The sequence below is a fragment of the Bradyrhizobium sp. USDA 4501 genome (assembly GCF_054062115.1).
In genome coordinates this window covers 6,089,587-6,103,392 of the sequence record NZ_JBSSEX010000001.1, presented here as the reverse complement: position 1 = coordinate 6,103,392, position 13,806 = coordinate 6,089,587, and the positions used below count along the sequence as shown (strand labels likewise).

General features: G+C 63.4%; 14 protein-coding genes and 1 pseudogene. 7 read left to right on the top strand and 8 right to left on the bottom strand.

The annotated features are described in order from the left end of the window. Positions 1-35 precede the first annotated feature (35 nt). Both ACVWZM_RS28090 and ACVWZM_RS28085 read left to right on the top strand, forming a co-directional pair. Positions 36-614, top strand: coding sequence for a TetR/AcrR family transcriptional regulator (locus ACVWZM_RS28090; RefSeq protein WP_229193258.1), 579 nt, complete (start codon positions 36-38; stop codon positions 612-614). Between the two features lie 49 nt (positions 615-663). Next, positions 664-1,068, top strand: coding sequence for a GFA family protein (locus ACVWZM_RS28085; RefSeq protein WP_168855362.1), 405 nt, complete (start codon positions 664-666; stop codon positions 1,066-1,068). 149 nt (positions 1,069-1,217) lie between these two features. Here the strand turns inward: ACVWZM_RS28085 and ACVWZM_RS28080 are convergent, their stop codons facing one another. Continuing rightward, on the bottom strand, positions 1,218-2,336 hold the full coding sequence (locus ACVWZM_RS28080; protein WP_456855376.1) for a branched-chain amino acid ABC transporter substrate-binding protein: 1,119 nt from the start codon (positions 2,334-2,336) through the stop codon (positions 1,218-1,220). Between the two features lie 87 nt (positions 2,337-2,423). After that, positions 2,424-3,191 carry an AraC-like ligand-binding domain-containing protein gene (locus ACVWZM_RS28075; RefSeq protein ID WP_456856786.1) on the bottom strand — a complete coding sequence of 256 codons (768 nt, stop codon included), beginning with the start codon at positions 3,189-3,191 and terminating at the stop codon, positions 2,424-2,426. Positions 3,192-3,433: 242 nt separating this feature from the next. Here ACVWZM_RS28075 and ACVWZM_RS28070 point away from each other — a divergent pair, with 242 nt between their 5' ends. Both ACVWZM_RS28070 and paaZ read left to right on the top strand, forming a co-directional pair. Next, positions 3,434-3,625, top strand: a complete 192-nt coding sequence (locus ACVWZM_RS28070) for a hypothetical protein (protein ID WP_456855375.1) — start codon at positions 3,434-3,436, stop codon at positions 3,623-3,625. A gap of 116 nt (positions 3,626-3,741) precedes the next feature. Then, entirely contained in the window at positions 3,742-5,769 is a 2,028-nt protein-coding gene (paaZ, locus tag ACVWZM_RS28065) for a phenylacetic acid degradation bifunctional protein PaaZ (protein WP_456855374.1), read from the top strand. An 8-nt stretch (positions 5,770-5,777) separates the two neighbouring features. On the opposite strand, the gene ACVWZM_RS28060 is transcribed toward paaZ, so the two are convergent. Beyond that, on the bottom strand, positions 5,778-6,437 hold the full coding sequence (locus ACVWZM_RS28060; protein ID WP_456855373.1) for a TetR family transcriptional regulator: 660 nt from the start codon (positions 6,435-6,437) through the stop codon (positions 5,778-5,780). A gap of 582 nt (positions 6,438-7,019) precedes the next feature. On the opposite strand from ACVWZM_RS28060, the gene ACVWZM_RS28055 reads away from it, so the two are divergent. Further along, on the top strand, positions 7,020-8,408 hold the full coding sequence (locus ACVWZM_RS28055; RefSeq protein WP_456855372.1) for an FAD/NAD(P)-binding protein: 1,389 nt from the start codon (positions 7,020-7,022) through the stop codon (positions 8,406-8,408). A 94-nt stretch (positions 8,409-8,502) separates the two neighbouring features. On the opposite strand, the gene ACVWZM_RS28050 is transcribed toward ACVWZM_RS28055, so the two are convergent. From ACVWZM_RS28050 to ACVWZM_RS28040, 3 genes are all read right to left on the bottom strand, one after another. Next, on the bottom strand, positions 8,503-9,300 hold the full coding sequence (locus tag ACVWZM_RS28050) for a MetQ/NlpA family ABC transporter substrate-binding protein (RefSeq protein ID WP_253589216.1): 798 nt from the start codon (positions 9,298-9,300) through the stop codon (positions 8,503-8,505). A 33-nt stretch (positions 9,301-9,333) separates the two neighbouring features. Next, on the bottom strand, positions 9,334-10,659 hold the full coding sequence (locus tag ACVWZM_RS28045) for an O-acetylhomoserine aminocarboxypropyltransferase/cysteine synthase family protein (RefSeq protein ID WP_456855371.1): 1,326 nt from the start codon (positions 10,657-10,659) through the stop codon (positions 9,334-9,336). A 129-nt stretch (positions 10,660-10,788) separates the two neighbouring features. Continuing rightward, on the bottom strand, positions 10,789-11,046 hold the full coding sequence (locus tag ACVWZM_RS28040; protein ID WP_438078334.1) for a hypothetical protein: 258 nt from the start codon (positions 11,044-11,046) through the stop codon (positions 10,789-10,791). Positions 11,047-11,076: 30 nt separating this feature from the next. Here ACVWZM_RS28040 and ACVWZM_RS28035 point away from each other — a divergent pair, with 30 nt between their 5' ends. Beyond that, entirely contained in the window at positions 11,077-11,214 is a 138-nt protein-coding gene (locus ACVWZM_RS28035; protein WP_456855370.1) for a hypothetical protein, read from the top strand. On the opposite strand, the pseudogene ACVWZM_RS28030 reads toward ACVWZM_RS28035, so the two are convergent. After that, positions 11,207-11,650, bottom strand: a pseudogene (locus ACVWZM_RS28030) (MetQ/NlpA family ABC transporter substrate-binding protein); the annotation flags it as partial. The gene ACVWZM_RS28035 and the pseudogene ACVWZM_RS28030 sit on opposite strands and share 8 nt — an antisense overlap. A gap of 28 nt (positions 11,651-11,678) precedes the next feature. Then, complete coding sequence (locus ACVWZM_RS28025; RefSeq protein WP_456855369.1) at positions 11,679-12,473, bottom strand: MetQ/NlpA family ABC transporter substrate-binding protein; 795 nt, start codon at positions 12,471-12,473, stop codon at positions 11,679-11,681. Positions 12,474-12,788: 315 nt separating this feature from the next. On the opposite strand from ACVWZM_RS28025, the gene ACVWZM_RS28020 reads away from it, so the two are divergent. Beyond that, positions 12,789-13,796 carry an aliphatic sulfonate ABC transporter substrate-binding protein gene (locus tag ACVWZM_RS28020; RefSeq protein WP_141340381.1) on the top strand — a complete coding sequence of 336 codons (1,008 nt, stop codon included), beginning with the start codon at positions 12,789-12,791 and terminating at the stop codon, positions 13,794-13,796. The last annotated feature ends 10 nt before the right edge of the window (positions 13,797-13,806 follow it).

Here is a 13,806-nt window from a genome sequence, read left to right as displayed (position 1 = left end):
GACCATGTCAAGAATGACCCGATGGAGTAGATCGAATGGTGGGCGTGCGTCAGTTCGACGAGGACGAGATGATCGCAACCGCGCTCGACGTGTTCTGGCGCAAGGGCCTGCACGATGCGACCATGCAGGACCTCGCGGCCGCGACTGGCGTCCAGCGCGGCAGCCTCTACAACGCCTATGGCGACAAGGAAGCGATCTTCCTGCGCGCCTTCGATCAGTATGCCGCGCAATTCCTGGACGCGGCGGGCAGCGCGCTGGCGCAGGGCGATACCTCAGCGAGACTGAGGGGCTTCTTTGACATGATCATCGTCAACATGACGAACGGCACGCCGCAGCGGGGCTGCCTGACGACGCGCACCGCGCTGGACGCGTCCGTTTCGAGCGCGGATGTGCGTCAGCGCGTGCTGGACGTGCTCACCCGGCTCGAGCAACTGGTCGGCAAAGCCATCAGCGCGGCGCCGAACAGGCGCAGCACGGCCGATGCAAACCGGCTGGCGCGCGTCATCGTGACGTTCACGCGCGGGCTCGCCGTGATGGAGCGCGCCGGATACAGCCGCAAGCAGTTGAGGGAGTCGGCCACCACATTCATCGATGCCGTGATTGGCGACGCCTGAGGCGGCGTCCTTGTCGCGGCGACGGCGTCATCGAATGGGAGAAACCAGCATGCAGGAACGGAACGGCGGCTGCCTGTGCGGCGCGGTGCGTTACACGCTCAAGAGCGAACCGCGGAGCATCGCGATATGTCATTGCACACATTGCCAGCGGCAAAGCGGCAGCCTGTTTTCATTCAACCTCGTGATCCGCGAAACCGACTACCAGCAGTCGGGCGAGACGGTGGCGTTCGTCGACAAGGGCGACAGCGGCCATCCGGTCCATCGTCATTTCTGCGGGCGCTGCGGGTCCCCTCTGCTGGCGAAGACCGCATTGATGCCCGGCAAGGTCGTGGTGAAAGCCGGCACGCTCGACAGCATGGAGGGATTGCAGCCGCAAGCCGAGATCTATACCGATCGCGCCGTCGCATGGCTCGCGCCGATCCCCGGCGCTGCGCGCTTTCCCCGGAACGTGTGACCGGATGCGCCGACCACGGGCGCAGCGGGAAACGATTCAGCCTGGCCAGGGTTGCCTCCGTTCCGATTGCATCGGAACGGAGGCTCTCGATTTTGACGCGTTTTCCTCACGCGAACCGGCATCCGCTTCGCTCGAAAACGCTCTGGCGATCATTGACCGGCCGGCAATTCGGCGTAGTTGCCGTCCTTGTCACGGCGGTACACGACGTAGTCGATCAGGGTGATGTCACCCTTCGGCGTGTAGCTGATCTTGCCGAGCACAGTATCCCAGCTTCCGGCCTTGATGGCCGCCGCGACCTTCTTGGCGTCGGTGGTCTGGGCACGGGCCGCGGCCTGGCTCCAGATCTGGAACGCGGCATAGCTGTAGAGCGTGTAGCCGTCGGGATCGATGCCCTTGTCCTTGAACTTCTTCAAGGTCGCGGCCGCGGTCGCCTTCTTGCGCGGGTCGGGCGAGAAGGTGAACAGCGAGCCTTCGGCGAGCGGACCTGCGATCGCGGCGAACTGCTTGTCGACCAGGGCGTCGCCGCCCATCAGCACCGCATTGACGCCCTGCTCGCGCATCTGGCGCAGGATCAACGCTGCCTCGGCATAATAGCCGCCGACATAGACGAAATCGATCGACTCCTTCTTGAAGCGGGATACCAGGGCAGCAAAATCCTTGTCGCCCTTGGTATAGGCCTCATAGAGCTTTTCCTTCACGCCCGCGGCGTTGATGGCGTTCTTCGTTTCGTCGGCAAGGCCTTTGCCGTAGGTCGTCTTGTCGTGGATGATCGCGACGTTCTTGGTCTTGTAGTTCTTGATAATGTAGGCGGCCGCAACCGTGCCCTGCTGGTCATCCCGGCCGCAGACACGGAACGTGTTCCATAACCCGCGCTCGGTGAATTGCGGATTGGTCGAGCCCGGCGTGATCTGCAGCACATTGCCCTCTGCATAGGCGTCCGACGCAGGGATCGAGGTCGATGAGCAGAAATGCCCAACGACGAACGGAATCCTCGCGCCTGCCATCTTCTCGGCAACCGACACCGCCTGCTTCGGATCGCAGGCATCGTCGCCGACCTCCAGCTTCAGCTTCTTGCCAAGCACGCCACCCGCCGCATTGATATCGGCAATCGCGAGATCAGCACCGTTCTTGAACTGCTGGCCGAAGCTCGCCTCGGAGCCGGTCATCGGCCCGACCACGGCAACACTGATATCCTGTGCCATGGCGCCGCCGGACAAGGCCAGGCTCGCGCCGAGCGCAAGAAAATATCCTCGAAGTGCAGACTTCATCACATTCTCCTCGATCGTCTCAAGTCGCCTCAATGCATCGCAGTCGACGAATCCGCCGATTGCAACGATCACCCGGGGGGCTGCCTTTTAAGCGCGAGACGATTGGCAGGCTCGGACTGAGGCGACAGGGGATTGGACATATGCGACATCGGGCAACAATGTGAAACACGTTGTCGTGCATTGACGTCTGAAATCGCCCGCAGCGGACGTGATTGGGCGGCGATGTTGTGTGCGCGACAGCACACAGGCTGGCCGAGAGCGCTGTTTGCGACGTGGCCCGAGATCGACCAGATGCCGGACGACGGCGCCGCGCAGCTTGGGCGTCGCGAGCTGGTAGCTGTCGTCAAGCTCCCTGATGTTGAGCGCCAGCAGACGCATCGCCTCGGTGTTCGCGGGCAACGACCGGTTCAGCATGTCCTCGGGATCGCGGACCAGCAGTGCCAGCGCCTTGCGCGGGAGCCTGAGACCGACGAAACGGCTCGGCGAGACCGGGACCACCATGTTGCCGACCTCCGCGCTCGACTTCAGCACGGCCTGTCCCGGGCCCAGCTCGATGTCGCGGCCGCGCTGCGACGCGCGGGCGTTGCCGCTCGTGATGATCGTCAGCACAAGGTCGTCATTGCCGTCGAGCAACTCGCGCGGCCGTGCGATCTTGAGGTTGCTGCACGCCCAGGATCCGATCCCGAGCCCAGGCAGCTCGCGCACATTGGCTTCGGCATGGAACGTGCCGCTCAGTGGCTCCGGATCGAGCTTCACGATCATCCGCCCGATCTGCTCGCGAAAGATCGGCAAGCGGTCGCGCTCGCCGAAATCCGCGGTCGAGAACCGAAACCCGGCGATATCCGGCGACTGCATCGTCACCGGCTGATCCTCATGGCGGCAGGAGGTGGCCGGTGATATTCGGCCGATTTGTGGCAGCATGACACCGCGCGTAAGCACGGTCCCGTGCTTACGCGTCGGCGCTTTTGCTGCCGACAGGCGATGCTCGGCCGGATCATCCTGACGTTCTTGTCGGGTCTGAAATACAACCGAGACCGAAATCGTGCTCGCTCGATATTGCCCGGTGTCATCATCCCAAGCCGTTACGCGGATTATAATTGACTGACCGGACGGTCAATAGTAATCCAAGCGTACGTCACGCAACCTTCGGCCACCAGAAGCCGCAACGGGAGGTCATCATGGTCAGCGATTTGGTGTTGACCGATATCCGCGCCGGATATCGCGTCGTGACGCTCAACGCCTTTCTCGAAAAGCGCGCGACGCGCTTTGTCGGACGAGCCAAAGCTTGAACGTTCGGATTGAACGTTCCGCCGCCAAGGCGAGACGCATCATTGATCACAAGTCAGAAGGTCCAATTGCGATGACACAGCCTCAATCCAGTGGTGCACGGACTGCGGACAACGTCATGAAGCTCGACAGCTTCGTGCGCGGAAAATGGTCCGGCCCGGGCGAACCGGCAGCCGAGATTCACAGTGCCGTCACCGGCGATGTGGTGGCGGTCACCACCAGGAGCGATCTCGACATGCGCGAGATCCTCGCCTATGGCCGCGCGATCGGCGGCAAACATCTCAGAAAGCTGACGTTCCATCAGCGCGCGGGCCTACTGAAGGCGCTGGCCGACTATCTGACCCAGCACAAGGACCGGCTCTACAAACTGTCATTCCACGCAGGCGCAACCCGCACCGACGCAATGATCGACGTCGACGGCGGCATCGGCACGTTGTTCGCCTATGCCGGCAAGGGCCGCCGCGAGCTCCCGAACAGCAAATTCCTGCTCGATGGCAACGTCGAAGGGCTCTCCAAGGCTGGCGCATTCGCCGGTCAGCATATCGTGACGCCGCTGCACGGCGTCGCAGTGCACATCAACGCATTCAACTTCCCGTGCTGGGGCATGCTGGAGAAGCTGGCGCCGGCGCTGCTGGCCGGCGTGCCCGTCGTGACCAAGCCCGCGACGGTCACCTCCTATGTCGCCCACGAGCTGGTTCGGATCATCACCGAATCCGGCGCGCTGCCCGAAGGCGTGCTGCAATTCATCGTCGGATCGACCGGCGACTTGTTCGACCATCTGACCTGCCAGGACGTGGTGTCCTTCACAGGCTCGGCCGACACGTCGCAAAAACTGCAGCGGCATCCGGTCATCGCGCGCGAGGCGGTCAGGTTCATCGCCGAACGGGATTCGCTGAACGCCGCAATCCTCGCTCCGGACGCCGTGCCGGGAAGTCCGGAGTTCGACCTCTTCGTCAAGGAAGTGGCGAAGGAGATGACGGTCAAGGCCGGCCAGAAATGCACCGCGATCCGTCGCGCGCTGGTGCCGTCGGCACAGCTCGATGCCGTGATCACGGCGCTGCGCGACCGTCTGGCCAAGGTCACGATCGGCAATCCCGAAAACGACAAGGTCAGGATGGGGCCGCTTGTCGGGCTCGGCCAGCGCAGCGATGTGCTTGCCCATGTCGCGAAGCTTCGCGCCGAAGCCGAACTGGTGGCCGGCGATCCCGGCAACTTCGCGCTGCTCGATGCCGATGCGAAGCGCGGCGCCTTCGTTCCGCCGCTGCTGCTGCATTGCGCCAAGCCGCTCGCCGCATCCGCAGTCCACGCGATCGAGGCGTTCGGCCCTGTCAGCACCGTTATGGGTTACGACGGTCTGGAGCAAGCGATCGCGCTGACCAATCGCGGCGGCGGGAGCCTCGTCGCATCCATCTACACGCACGACATCCCGGCTGCGACCGAACTGGCATTTGGCATCGGCAGTTTTCACGGCCGCGTCGCGATCATCGACCGCGACTGCGCGAGCGAGCACACCGGACACGGTTCGCCGATGCCGCAGATGGTTCACGGCGGCCCCGGCCGGGCCGGCGGCGGCGAGGAACTGGGCGGCGTCCGCAGCCTCCAGCACTACATGCAGCGCACCGCATTGCAGGGATCGCCGGCGATGCTGAGCGGCGTCACCGGCCGCTGGTTCAAGGGCAGCCCGATGCTCGAAGGCGACCTGCATCCGTTCCGCTATCACTATGACGATCTCGAGATCGGCCGCACGCTGGTCTCGAAGTCGCGGCAGATCACGCTCGACGACATCGAGCACTTCGCGCATTTCACGGGCGACACCTTCTACGCCCATATGGACGAGGAAGCGACCAAGGGGCATCCTTTCTTCCCAGGCCGCGTCGCGCATGGCTATCTGCTGCTGTCGTTTGCGGCCGGCCTGTTCGTCGATCCCGACTACGGGCCGGTGCTGGCGAATTACGGCCTCGACTCGCTGCGCTTCGTCAAACCCGTCCAGCCCGGCGAACAGATCCAGGTGCGGCTGACCGTGAAGGAGAAGATGCCGCGCAACAAGCAATATGGCGAGGTACGCTGGGACGTCGAGATCACGACCGGCACCGGCGAAACCGCGGCGACCTACGAGCTGCTGACCATGAACGCGATGCGGGGTTAACAGGCGCGTCAGAGCAACTCGGCCTGCCGGCCGCGGCCGGCCGATTTCGCCCTGCCGCGCGGCCGGGTGGCGCCGGCCGCGGCATCGTCGGCGCCGGCCAGCACGAGCTGCGCGACGAAACCGGCATATTCGGCGCGGGTCATCGGCCCGCCCTCGCGAAACCACATGTAATGCCAGTTCAGCATGCCGAAGACGCTCATCGTCAGCGGCTTGAGCAGGCGCTTGTGCTTCGCCGCCGGCACGGCGGCGGCGAGTGCGTCCGACATGATCCCGACCAGGATCCGCTCGCTTGCGAGCAGCGGCTGCTGCTTGTCCTTCGGCAACAGCTTGAGACTTGAGATCTGGACCTGATGTTCGGCGTCGGCATGCCGGTAGAGCTCGAGCAGGGTCGCAACGATCGTCCTGAAGCGCGCGACCGGATCGCCGGCCTGTGCGCTCGCCTTGCGGACCGCCGCCACCAGCTTCGCGAGGTGCGACGACAGGATATCGAACAGGATCGCTTCCTTGTCGGGATAATAGTGATAGAGCAGCGCCTTCGAAACCCCGCAGGCATCGGCGATGGTGTTCATCGACGTGCCGACATATCCCGATGCGGCAAACAGCTCGGCCGAGCGATGCAGCATCAAGAGGCGCTTGTCGTCATAGTCCTTGGCGCGCGATCGGGCCATGTCTTGTCCGTTTCACCAGGCGGCCGTTCGGCCATCGTCCAGAGATGTCAGTCAATAGTCGCAAGGTTCCGGGACCACAGCCCCGCCTCCGAACCGCTATTTATTGACCATCCGGTCGGACAATTCCATAAGCCCGGCGATCGGGCAACATTGCCCGGAATGAATTTTCCTGGCGCCGCGTCGCGAGAGCATCTCTCTGCTGCAAATCGCCTCGCCATGCGCGTCTAATTGCAAAGTTCGCGGCGCCGCCGAGTTTCGCGCGCGTCCCGAACAGGAGCGTGTTATCGTTCATCGAACGGCTCGGAATGCGAAGGAGGCTCTGGGTGCGGACATCCTCTTGGCCCCACGTCCTTCGTCGCGCGGCCCGTCGGCTGAAGAGATGGCAGCGGCGGCTGGCCCGCGCTGCCAACCCCGACGGCAAGGACATGTACGAACTCTTTCTGTTTGGTCCTCACGGCTGATCGCTCGTTGGCGCGACGCATGCCCAGTCGAGACCGCAGCAGATGTGATCCATCGCCACGCCGACGTCAGTCTGCCCACGCCGCACATGTCGTGCGGCAGGATCACGCACAGAGCGATAGCATGACAGCTCCTCGAGCGCGTCACGTCATCATCGTCGGCGGCGGCGCAAGCGGCGTCCTGCTGGCGCACCAGCTACTGCGTCAACCGACGGACGATGTCCGTGTCAGCCTGATCGAGCAGCGTCCCGACATCGGGCGCGGCATCGCCTATCATACCGGCAATCCGGATCATCTGCTCAATGTACGGGTCGCGAATATGAGTGCGCTGCCCGACCAGCCGGACCATTTCTGGCACTGGCTGATCTCGCGCGGGGCGAACGCGCCGCTCTGCCCTGATCCCTATTGCTTCGTGCCGCGGCGCATCTTTGGTGACTACATTGCCAGTCTGCTCGAGCAACAGGCGTCCGATCAGGCCAACATCCAACGCCTGTCGATCGTGCACGGCAGATGCATCGCGATCCGCGAACGGCGAGGCGACGTCACCGCCAGCCTCGACGACGGCCGGCAGCTGATCGGCGACATCGTCGTTCTCGCAACCGGACACGATCCACGCGCGAACAGTCCGGGACATGCCGATCCCTGGGCAGCACCGTCTGCCGCTGCGATCGCCGACGACGCGACCGTCCTGATCCTCGGCACGGGCCTGACGATGGTCGATTACGTGCTGTCGTTGCTGCGCGACGGACATCGCGGGCCGATCGTTGCGATGTCGCGCCGAGGCCTTCTCGCGAAACCGCACCGCCGGGTCGACGCCGTGCACATCGAGGAGGCGGAGGTCCCCTTCGGCTCCGGAATCGGCAGCCTGCTTCGCTGGCTTCGCGGCCGCATCGACCGGCACATCGCAGCGGGCGGCGATTGGCGCAGCGTGATCGATGGGCTTCGCCCCCATACCCAGCGACTGTGGCGTGAGCTCCCGCTTTCGTCCAAGCGCCGGTTCCTCGAGCACGCACGCGCCTGGTGGGACGTGCATCGGCATCGGATGGCGCCGCAAGTGGAGGTCCGGATCACTGAAGCGATCTATGGAGGCCGGCTCACCCCGATGGCCGCAAAGCTGATCTCGGCCGAGCCCGACCGGACAGGCGCGATCGTCAGTTACCGGCGGCGCGGCGAGAGCAGGCTCCGTCGCATGCATGTCGGCGCCATCGTCGACTGCACCGGCATTGTCAAGGATCCGCGCGCAACCGCCAATCCCGCGGTGCGCAGCCTGCTCGAGCTTGGCCTGGCGCGCGTCGATCCGCTCCGCATCGGCATCGAAACCGATCGCAATTGCGCGATCATCGGTCACGACGGCGTCCCATCGCGCCGCCTGTATGCCGTCGGCCCGCTCACGCGCGCCGCGTTCTGGGAAATCAGCGCAATTCCCGACATCCGCAACCAATGCGCCGAGCTTGCCGCTCTGCTGGTTCACTCCGACGAGGAACGGCGGCTCGCATCCCTCGCGCGCGTCTAGAACCCCGTTCCGATGGAATCGGAACGGAGCTCCAGATTCCAGTTTTGACGCGCTTTCCTGCCGCGAACCGGCGTCCACTTCGCTCGGGAAAGCTCTAGCTGCCGAAGCCGGCCGGAATGAACGCCGGCAGCTTCTCCTCGATGAAGTGCTTGACCTCGGGCGAATTGAAGACCTGGATGAAGGCCTTCAGGCGCGGATCGTCCTTCTTGTCCGGCCGCGCGGTAAAGCGCAGCACGAGACCGTCATCGACCGTGCGGTCGATCACCAGCGCCGATTTTGGATCACCGCCGGCCGGTATCAGATAGGTGATGTTGACGAGCGCAAGCGTGACGTCATCGAGCGACCGGTAGGTCTGCGCCGGATCGAGCTCGACGATCTTCAGGTTCTTGGGATTTTCGATGATATCAAACCGATTGACCGAAAAACCCTTGCCCGGCGCCAGCTTGATCAGTCCGGCGCGTTCGAGCAGGATCAAGCCACGCGCGCCGTTGAGCGGCTCGTTCGGGATCGCAACGCTGTCGCCGGACTTGATCTCCTCAAGCGACTTGATCTTCTTCGAGAACAGCCCGACGGGCGCGATCACGCCGACCTTGTCGACCTGGACCAGGTCGAAGCCGCGCTGCTTGTTCTGGATCGCGAGATAGGTGGCGTGCTGGAACAGGTTGGCGTCGACGTCGCCGCTGTTCACCACCTCGTTCAACGCGACCCAGTCCGACAGCTCGACGATCTTGACGTCCTGCCCCTTGTCCTTGGCGAGCTTGGCGGCAAAGCCAGCCAGCTGACCGACCGGGCCGGCGCTGGTCGCGATCTTGAGAGGTTCGTCCGCAACGGCGGCCGCAGTCATGGCAAGCAGCACGCCAGCCGCCTGCGCCAGGCGCAACAATGTCTTCATGGTCTCGGTTTCAACTCCGTCTTCAGGGATCGATCAGGCCGCCTTGCGGCCGCTGCTTCCCGCCTCAGCATCAGTCAATGCCTGGGTGAGGTCGGCGAGGATGTCGTCGGGATGTTCGATGCCGACCGAAAGCCTGATGTAGCCGGGCGTCACGCCTGCCGCGAGCTGTTCCGCGGCGCTCAGCTGCTGATGGGTGGTCGACGCCGGGTGGATCGCCAGCGAGCGCGCATCGCCGATATTGGCGACGTGATAGAACAGTTTCAGCGCATCGATGAAACGACGGCCGGTCTCGACGCCCCCCTTCAGCTCGAAGCCGACCAGCCCGCCATAGCCGCCCTTCAGATAGAGATCGGCGCGGCGCCGGTCCTCTCCGCTCTGCAGTCCGGGGAAGATCACGTGCGAAACGGCGGGATGTCGTGCCAGGAAATTCGCGACCTTGATCGCGTTCTCGTTGTGCTGACGCAGCCGCAGGGGCAAGGTCTCGAGCCCCTGGATGAACTGAAATGCGTTCTGGGGAGCGACCGCGGCACCGAGATCGCGCAGCAGCTTCACGCGCGCGCGCAGGATGTAGGCGATCGGACCGAGCGGCTTGGCTGCCTCGGTCCAGATCGCGCCGTGATAGGCATCGTCCGGCTGCGTCAGCAGCGGGAAGCGCTCGGCGTGCGCCGCCCAGTCGAAGTTGCCGCCGTCGATGATCGCTCCGCCAATCGACGTGCCGTGGCCGCCGATATACTTTGTCGCGGAATAGACGACGATCGCTGCGCCGTGCTCGAACGGGCGCGCAATGAGCGGGACGGCGGTGTTGTCGAGAATCAGCGGCACGCCGAGCGAACGGCCGATATCCGCGACTTCCCTGATCGGGAAGACGTTGAGCTTGGGGTTCGGCAGCGTCTCGGCGAAATAGGCCCGGGTCTTCGCATCGGTCGCCCGGCGGAAGTTTTCCGGATCGGCCGGATCGACGAAGCGAACCTCGATGCCGAACTGCTTCAGCGTCTGCGACAGCAGCGTCCAGGTGCCGCCGTACAGATCGGTCGATGAGACGATATTGTCGCCGGCTTGCGCGATGTTGAAGATCGCGTAGGCCGTCGCCGACTGGCCCGACGCCACGGCCAGCGCGCCAACGCCGCCTTCCAGCGCGGCCAGGCGCTCCTCGAACGCGTCAGCCGTCGGATTCTTGATCCTGGTGTAGATCTGTCCGATCGCCTCCAGGGCGAACAGCCGCGATGCGTGATCGGTATTCTCGAATTGAAAGGACGTCGTTTGGTAGATCGGAACGGCGACGGCGCCGGTCGCCGGGTCGGACCGGTACGATCCGCCATGCAAGGCGAGCGTCTCGACATTCTTGGTTTCGATCGGCATCTCGAAATTCTCCTGAAATCCGTGGACCCAGCATCAAAAGGCAAAGAATGATGCGCAGCAGCGTCCGCGACTGTCGAGACATCGGAGAAAATAGCGATGAGCGTGCTGGCGGCGCGTCTGATGGCGTCGCTAATTTTTCAGCCGCGGCGCCTGTCGCGTAACATTTGTTTCACTGCTCCGCCGGTTTGAACGGCTCAGTGGAGCTGATGAGTCATCTGCCGATCGCGCCTGCAAATCAGTACGCAATGTCGTGCATACCGTCATTTCGAACAGCACGACGACGTCGAACAAACGAATCTCTGCTGCGCCGGATCGAAGACAAAGCACGATTTTGATCCTGTCTTTCCATATAGAAAATAAAGCCGCGCAGCTGACGTGATAAATCACCTCTCAGTCCTCAATTAGCGGAATTGCGCAATGACCAGACCAAAGGAACTTCGCTTCAACGCGTTCAACATGATGGCGCCGAGCCACAACTGGGCCGGTCTCTGGTCGCATCCGCGCGACACTTCACTCAACTACAACTCGCTCGACTATTGGGTCGACTATCCTTGAGCTTGATCACGCCGTGCAGCGCAAGGATCATCAGGCCGCGCGCGCCATTGGAAGGATCGTTGGCGATCGCCACCCGCCCGCCATCCGGAAGATCGGCCAGCTTCTTGTATTTCAACGAGTAGACACCCTGCGGCGACGCAATCGTGTTGGCGACCTTGACGATCTTCCAGCCGGTCTTCGATATCTGGTTCTTCAAATAAGGCTCGTGCTGGAACGAATTGGCCGCGAGATCCCCGAGCGCGAGCGCCTGGTTCGGGATCACGTAGTCCGTGAATTCGACCACCCTGATGTCGAACCCATGGCCCGCAGCCACCTTCTTGACGACTTCGAGGATCTCGGCGTGTGGTCCGGCCGTGACGCCAACGCGGACCGTCTCGGCCCTCGCGGTGCCGACCAGGAGCGTTACCGCGGCAACCGCCGTCATCAGAATACGCATCATCATCCCTCAGCAATTGGAGCGGCAACTACCAGCCGGGCAGCACCGCGCCCTTGAACTTGGTCTGGACGAATTCCTTGATCTCGGGCGTGTGGTAGCTGTCGACCAGGATCTTGACCCACGGCTTGTCCTTGTCGGCGGCGCGAACCGCAATCAGATTGACGTATGGCCCTTTCGGATCCTCGCGCAGGATCGGATCCTTGACCGGATCGAGACCGGCCTGTGTCGCATAGTTGGTGTTGATGACCGCCGCATCGACATCGTCGAGCGCCCGGGGCGCCTGGGCTGCGTCGACCTCGACGAATTTCAGGTTTTTGGGATTGTCGGCGATGTCGATAACGGTCGGCTTGAAGCCGACGTCGCTCTTCAGCTTGATTGCGCCCTTGTCGCGCAGCAGAAGCAGCGCCCGGCCGCCATTGGTCGGATCATTGGGAATTGAGACCTTGGCTCCGTCAGGAACGTCGGCCCAGTTCTTGTGCTTGCGCGAATAGACGCCGATCGGAAAATTGACCGTCAGCCCCACCTGCTCGATCTTGTAGCCGCGATCGGCTTTCTGGTTGTCCAGATAAGGCTGGTTCTGAAACGAGTTGGCCTGGATGTCGCCGGCGTCGAGCGCCGCGTTCGGAACGACATAGTCGGAGAACTCGATAAGCTGAAGCTCGAGCCCGCTCTTCGCCGCGATCGGTTTCACGGCCTCAAGGATTTGTGCATGCGGCCCGGGCGTCACGCCGATCTTGATCGTTTCTGCCGCGGCGGCGGTCGACCAGATCGCAACAGCGCCTGCAAGAGCGAAAATTGATCGAAGCAACATCTTGGTCTCCATGGAACTGAACTCGCTATCAAGCTCATCGCTCGCGCCGGGGACGAAATCAATGAAATGAGAATCCAAATTTTTCCCGATGACGAGTCGCCGCTGCTGTGGCCGCGATGAAAAGAGAATGGAGCCGGCCGGGCATCTTGGCGCAGCGAGCGACTTATCTGCCGATGCCGGCGGCAACGCGTAGGCCAAAAATACTTTTCTCGCTGACTTCGCTTGCAGAGAAAATTGCACTCGTTCGGACGGCTTCTCCGCGATTGCCTCCGGCGCACCGATTGCACACAAATGGCCACAGATCGAACCGGCTAAGGACAACTTGCCATGCCCATCTTTGCCCGCCCCATCCCGCAAGCGCAGGCCGCATCATCGGCGACTGCGATGTCGCGCCGTCTTGCTGTCGCCGCCATCGGGCTGCTTGCGATGACCTCGCTCGTTCGGCCTGCGGCCGCCGAGGAAATCCGGATCGGCTACCAGAAATCGTCGACGCTGACCGCTATCCTGAAGACCAACGGCGCGCTGGAGAAGGCGTTGGCGCCGCTCGGCATCACCGTGTCGTGGCACGAGTTCACCAGCGGCCTGCCGCTGCTCGAGGCCATCAATGTCGGCAGCATCGATTTCGGAGCCGACGTCGCCGACACCGTGCCGATCTTCGCCCAGGCCGCCGGCGCCAAGCTCGCTTACGTCGCCGAGGAAGCCGCTTCTCCATCGGCGCAGGCGATCCTGGTGCCGAAGGATTCCGCGATCAAAGCGCCGGCCGATCTCAAGGGCAAGAAGGTCGCGGTCACCAAGGGCGCGGGCAGCCACTTCCTGCTGCTAGCGGTACTTGCCAAGGCCGGACTGTCCTTCAAGGACATCACGCCGGCCTATCTGACGCCGGCCGATGGCCGCGCGGCATTCGTCAGCGGCAATGTCGACGCCTGGGTCGCCTGGGATCCGTTCCTCAGCAGCGCGCAACGCCAGTCCAGCGCGCGCATCCTGACCGACGGCAGCGGCGGGCTCGCCAACTACAAGCGTTACTATCTTGCCTCGGCCGCGATCGCCGAAAAGCGGGCCGATGCACTGAATGTCATCTTTGCCAGGTTGGTGGAAACCGGCACCTGGATCAAAGCCAATCCGAACGAGGCCGCGGCGCTGCTCGCCGGCCTGTGGGGCATCGACGCCGCCACGGTGGAGGAGGCCAACAGCCATCGCTCCTACAAGGTCGGCGTGGTCACCGCGGCCGGCCTTTCCGAGCAGCAGAAGATCGCCGATACCTTCACGGCGGAAGGTCTGCTGCCACGCAAGGTCGATACCGGCGACGTCAAGATCTGGGCACCGAAGGGATCGTGACGCCACCGCG

Excerpts from the sequence above, each read along its gene's own strand:
- ACVWZM_RS28090 (WP_229193258.1), top strand. The coding sequence starts at position 36 with ATGGTGGGCGTGCGTCAGTTCGACGAGGACGAGATGATCGCAACCGCG.
- ACVWZM_RS28085 (WP_168855362.1), top strand. The coding sequence starts at position 664 with ATGCAGGAACGGAACGGCGGCTGCCTGTGCGGCGCGGTGCGTTACACG.
- ACVWZM_RS28080 (WP_456855376.1), bottom strand. The coding sequence starts at position 2,336 with ATGAAGTCTGCACTTCGAGGATATTTTCTTGCGCTCGGCGCGAGCCTG.
- ACVWZM_RS28075 (WP_456856786.1), bottom strand. The coding sequence starts at position 3,191 with ATGCAGTCGCCGGATATCGCCGGGTTTCGGTTCTCGACCGCGGATTTC.
- paaZ (WP_456855374.1), top strand. The coding sequence starts at position 3,742 with ATGAAGCTCGACAGCTTCGTGCGCGGAAAATGGTCCGGCCCGGGCGAA.
- ACVWZM_RS28060 (WP_456855373.1), bottom strand. The coding sequence starts at position 6,437 with ATGGCCCGATCGCGCGCCAAGGACTATGACGACAAGCGCCTCTTGATG.
- ACVWZM_RS28055 (WP_456855372.1), top strand. The coding sequence starts at position 7,020 with ATGACAGCTCCTCGAGCGCGTCACGTCATCATCGTCGGCGGCGGCGCA.
- ACVWZM_RS28050 (WP_253589216.1), bottom strand. The coding sequence starts at position 9,300 with ATGAAGACATTGTTGCGCCTGGCGCAGGCGGCTGGCGTGCTGCTTGCC.
- ACVWZM_RS28045 (WP_456855371.1), bottom strand. The coding sequence starts at position 10,659 with ATGCCGATCGAAACCAAGAATGTCGAGACGCTCGCCTTGCATGGCGGA.
- ACVWZM_RS28035 (WP_456855370.1), top strand. The coding sequence starts at position 11,077 with ATGACCAGACCAAAGGAACTTCGCTTCAACGCGTTCAACATGATGGCG.
- ACVWZM_RS28025 (WP_456855369.1), bottom strand. The coding sequence starts at position 12,473 with ATGGAGACCAAGATGTTGCTTCGATCAATTTTCGCTCTTGCAGGCGCT.
- ACVWZM_RS28020 (WP_141340381.1), top strand. The coding sequence starts at position 12,789 with ATGCCCATCTTTGCCCGCCCCATCCCGCAAGCGCAGGCCGCATCATCG.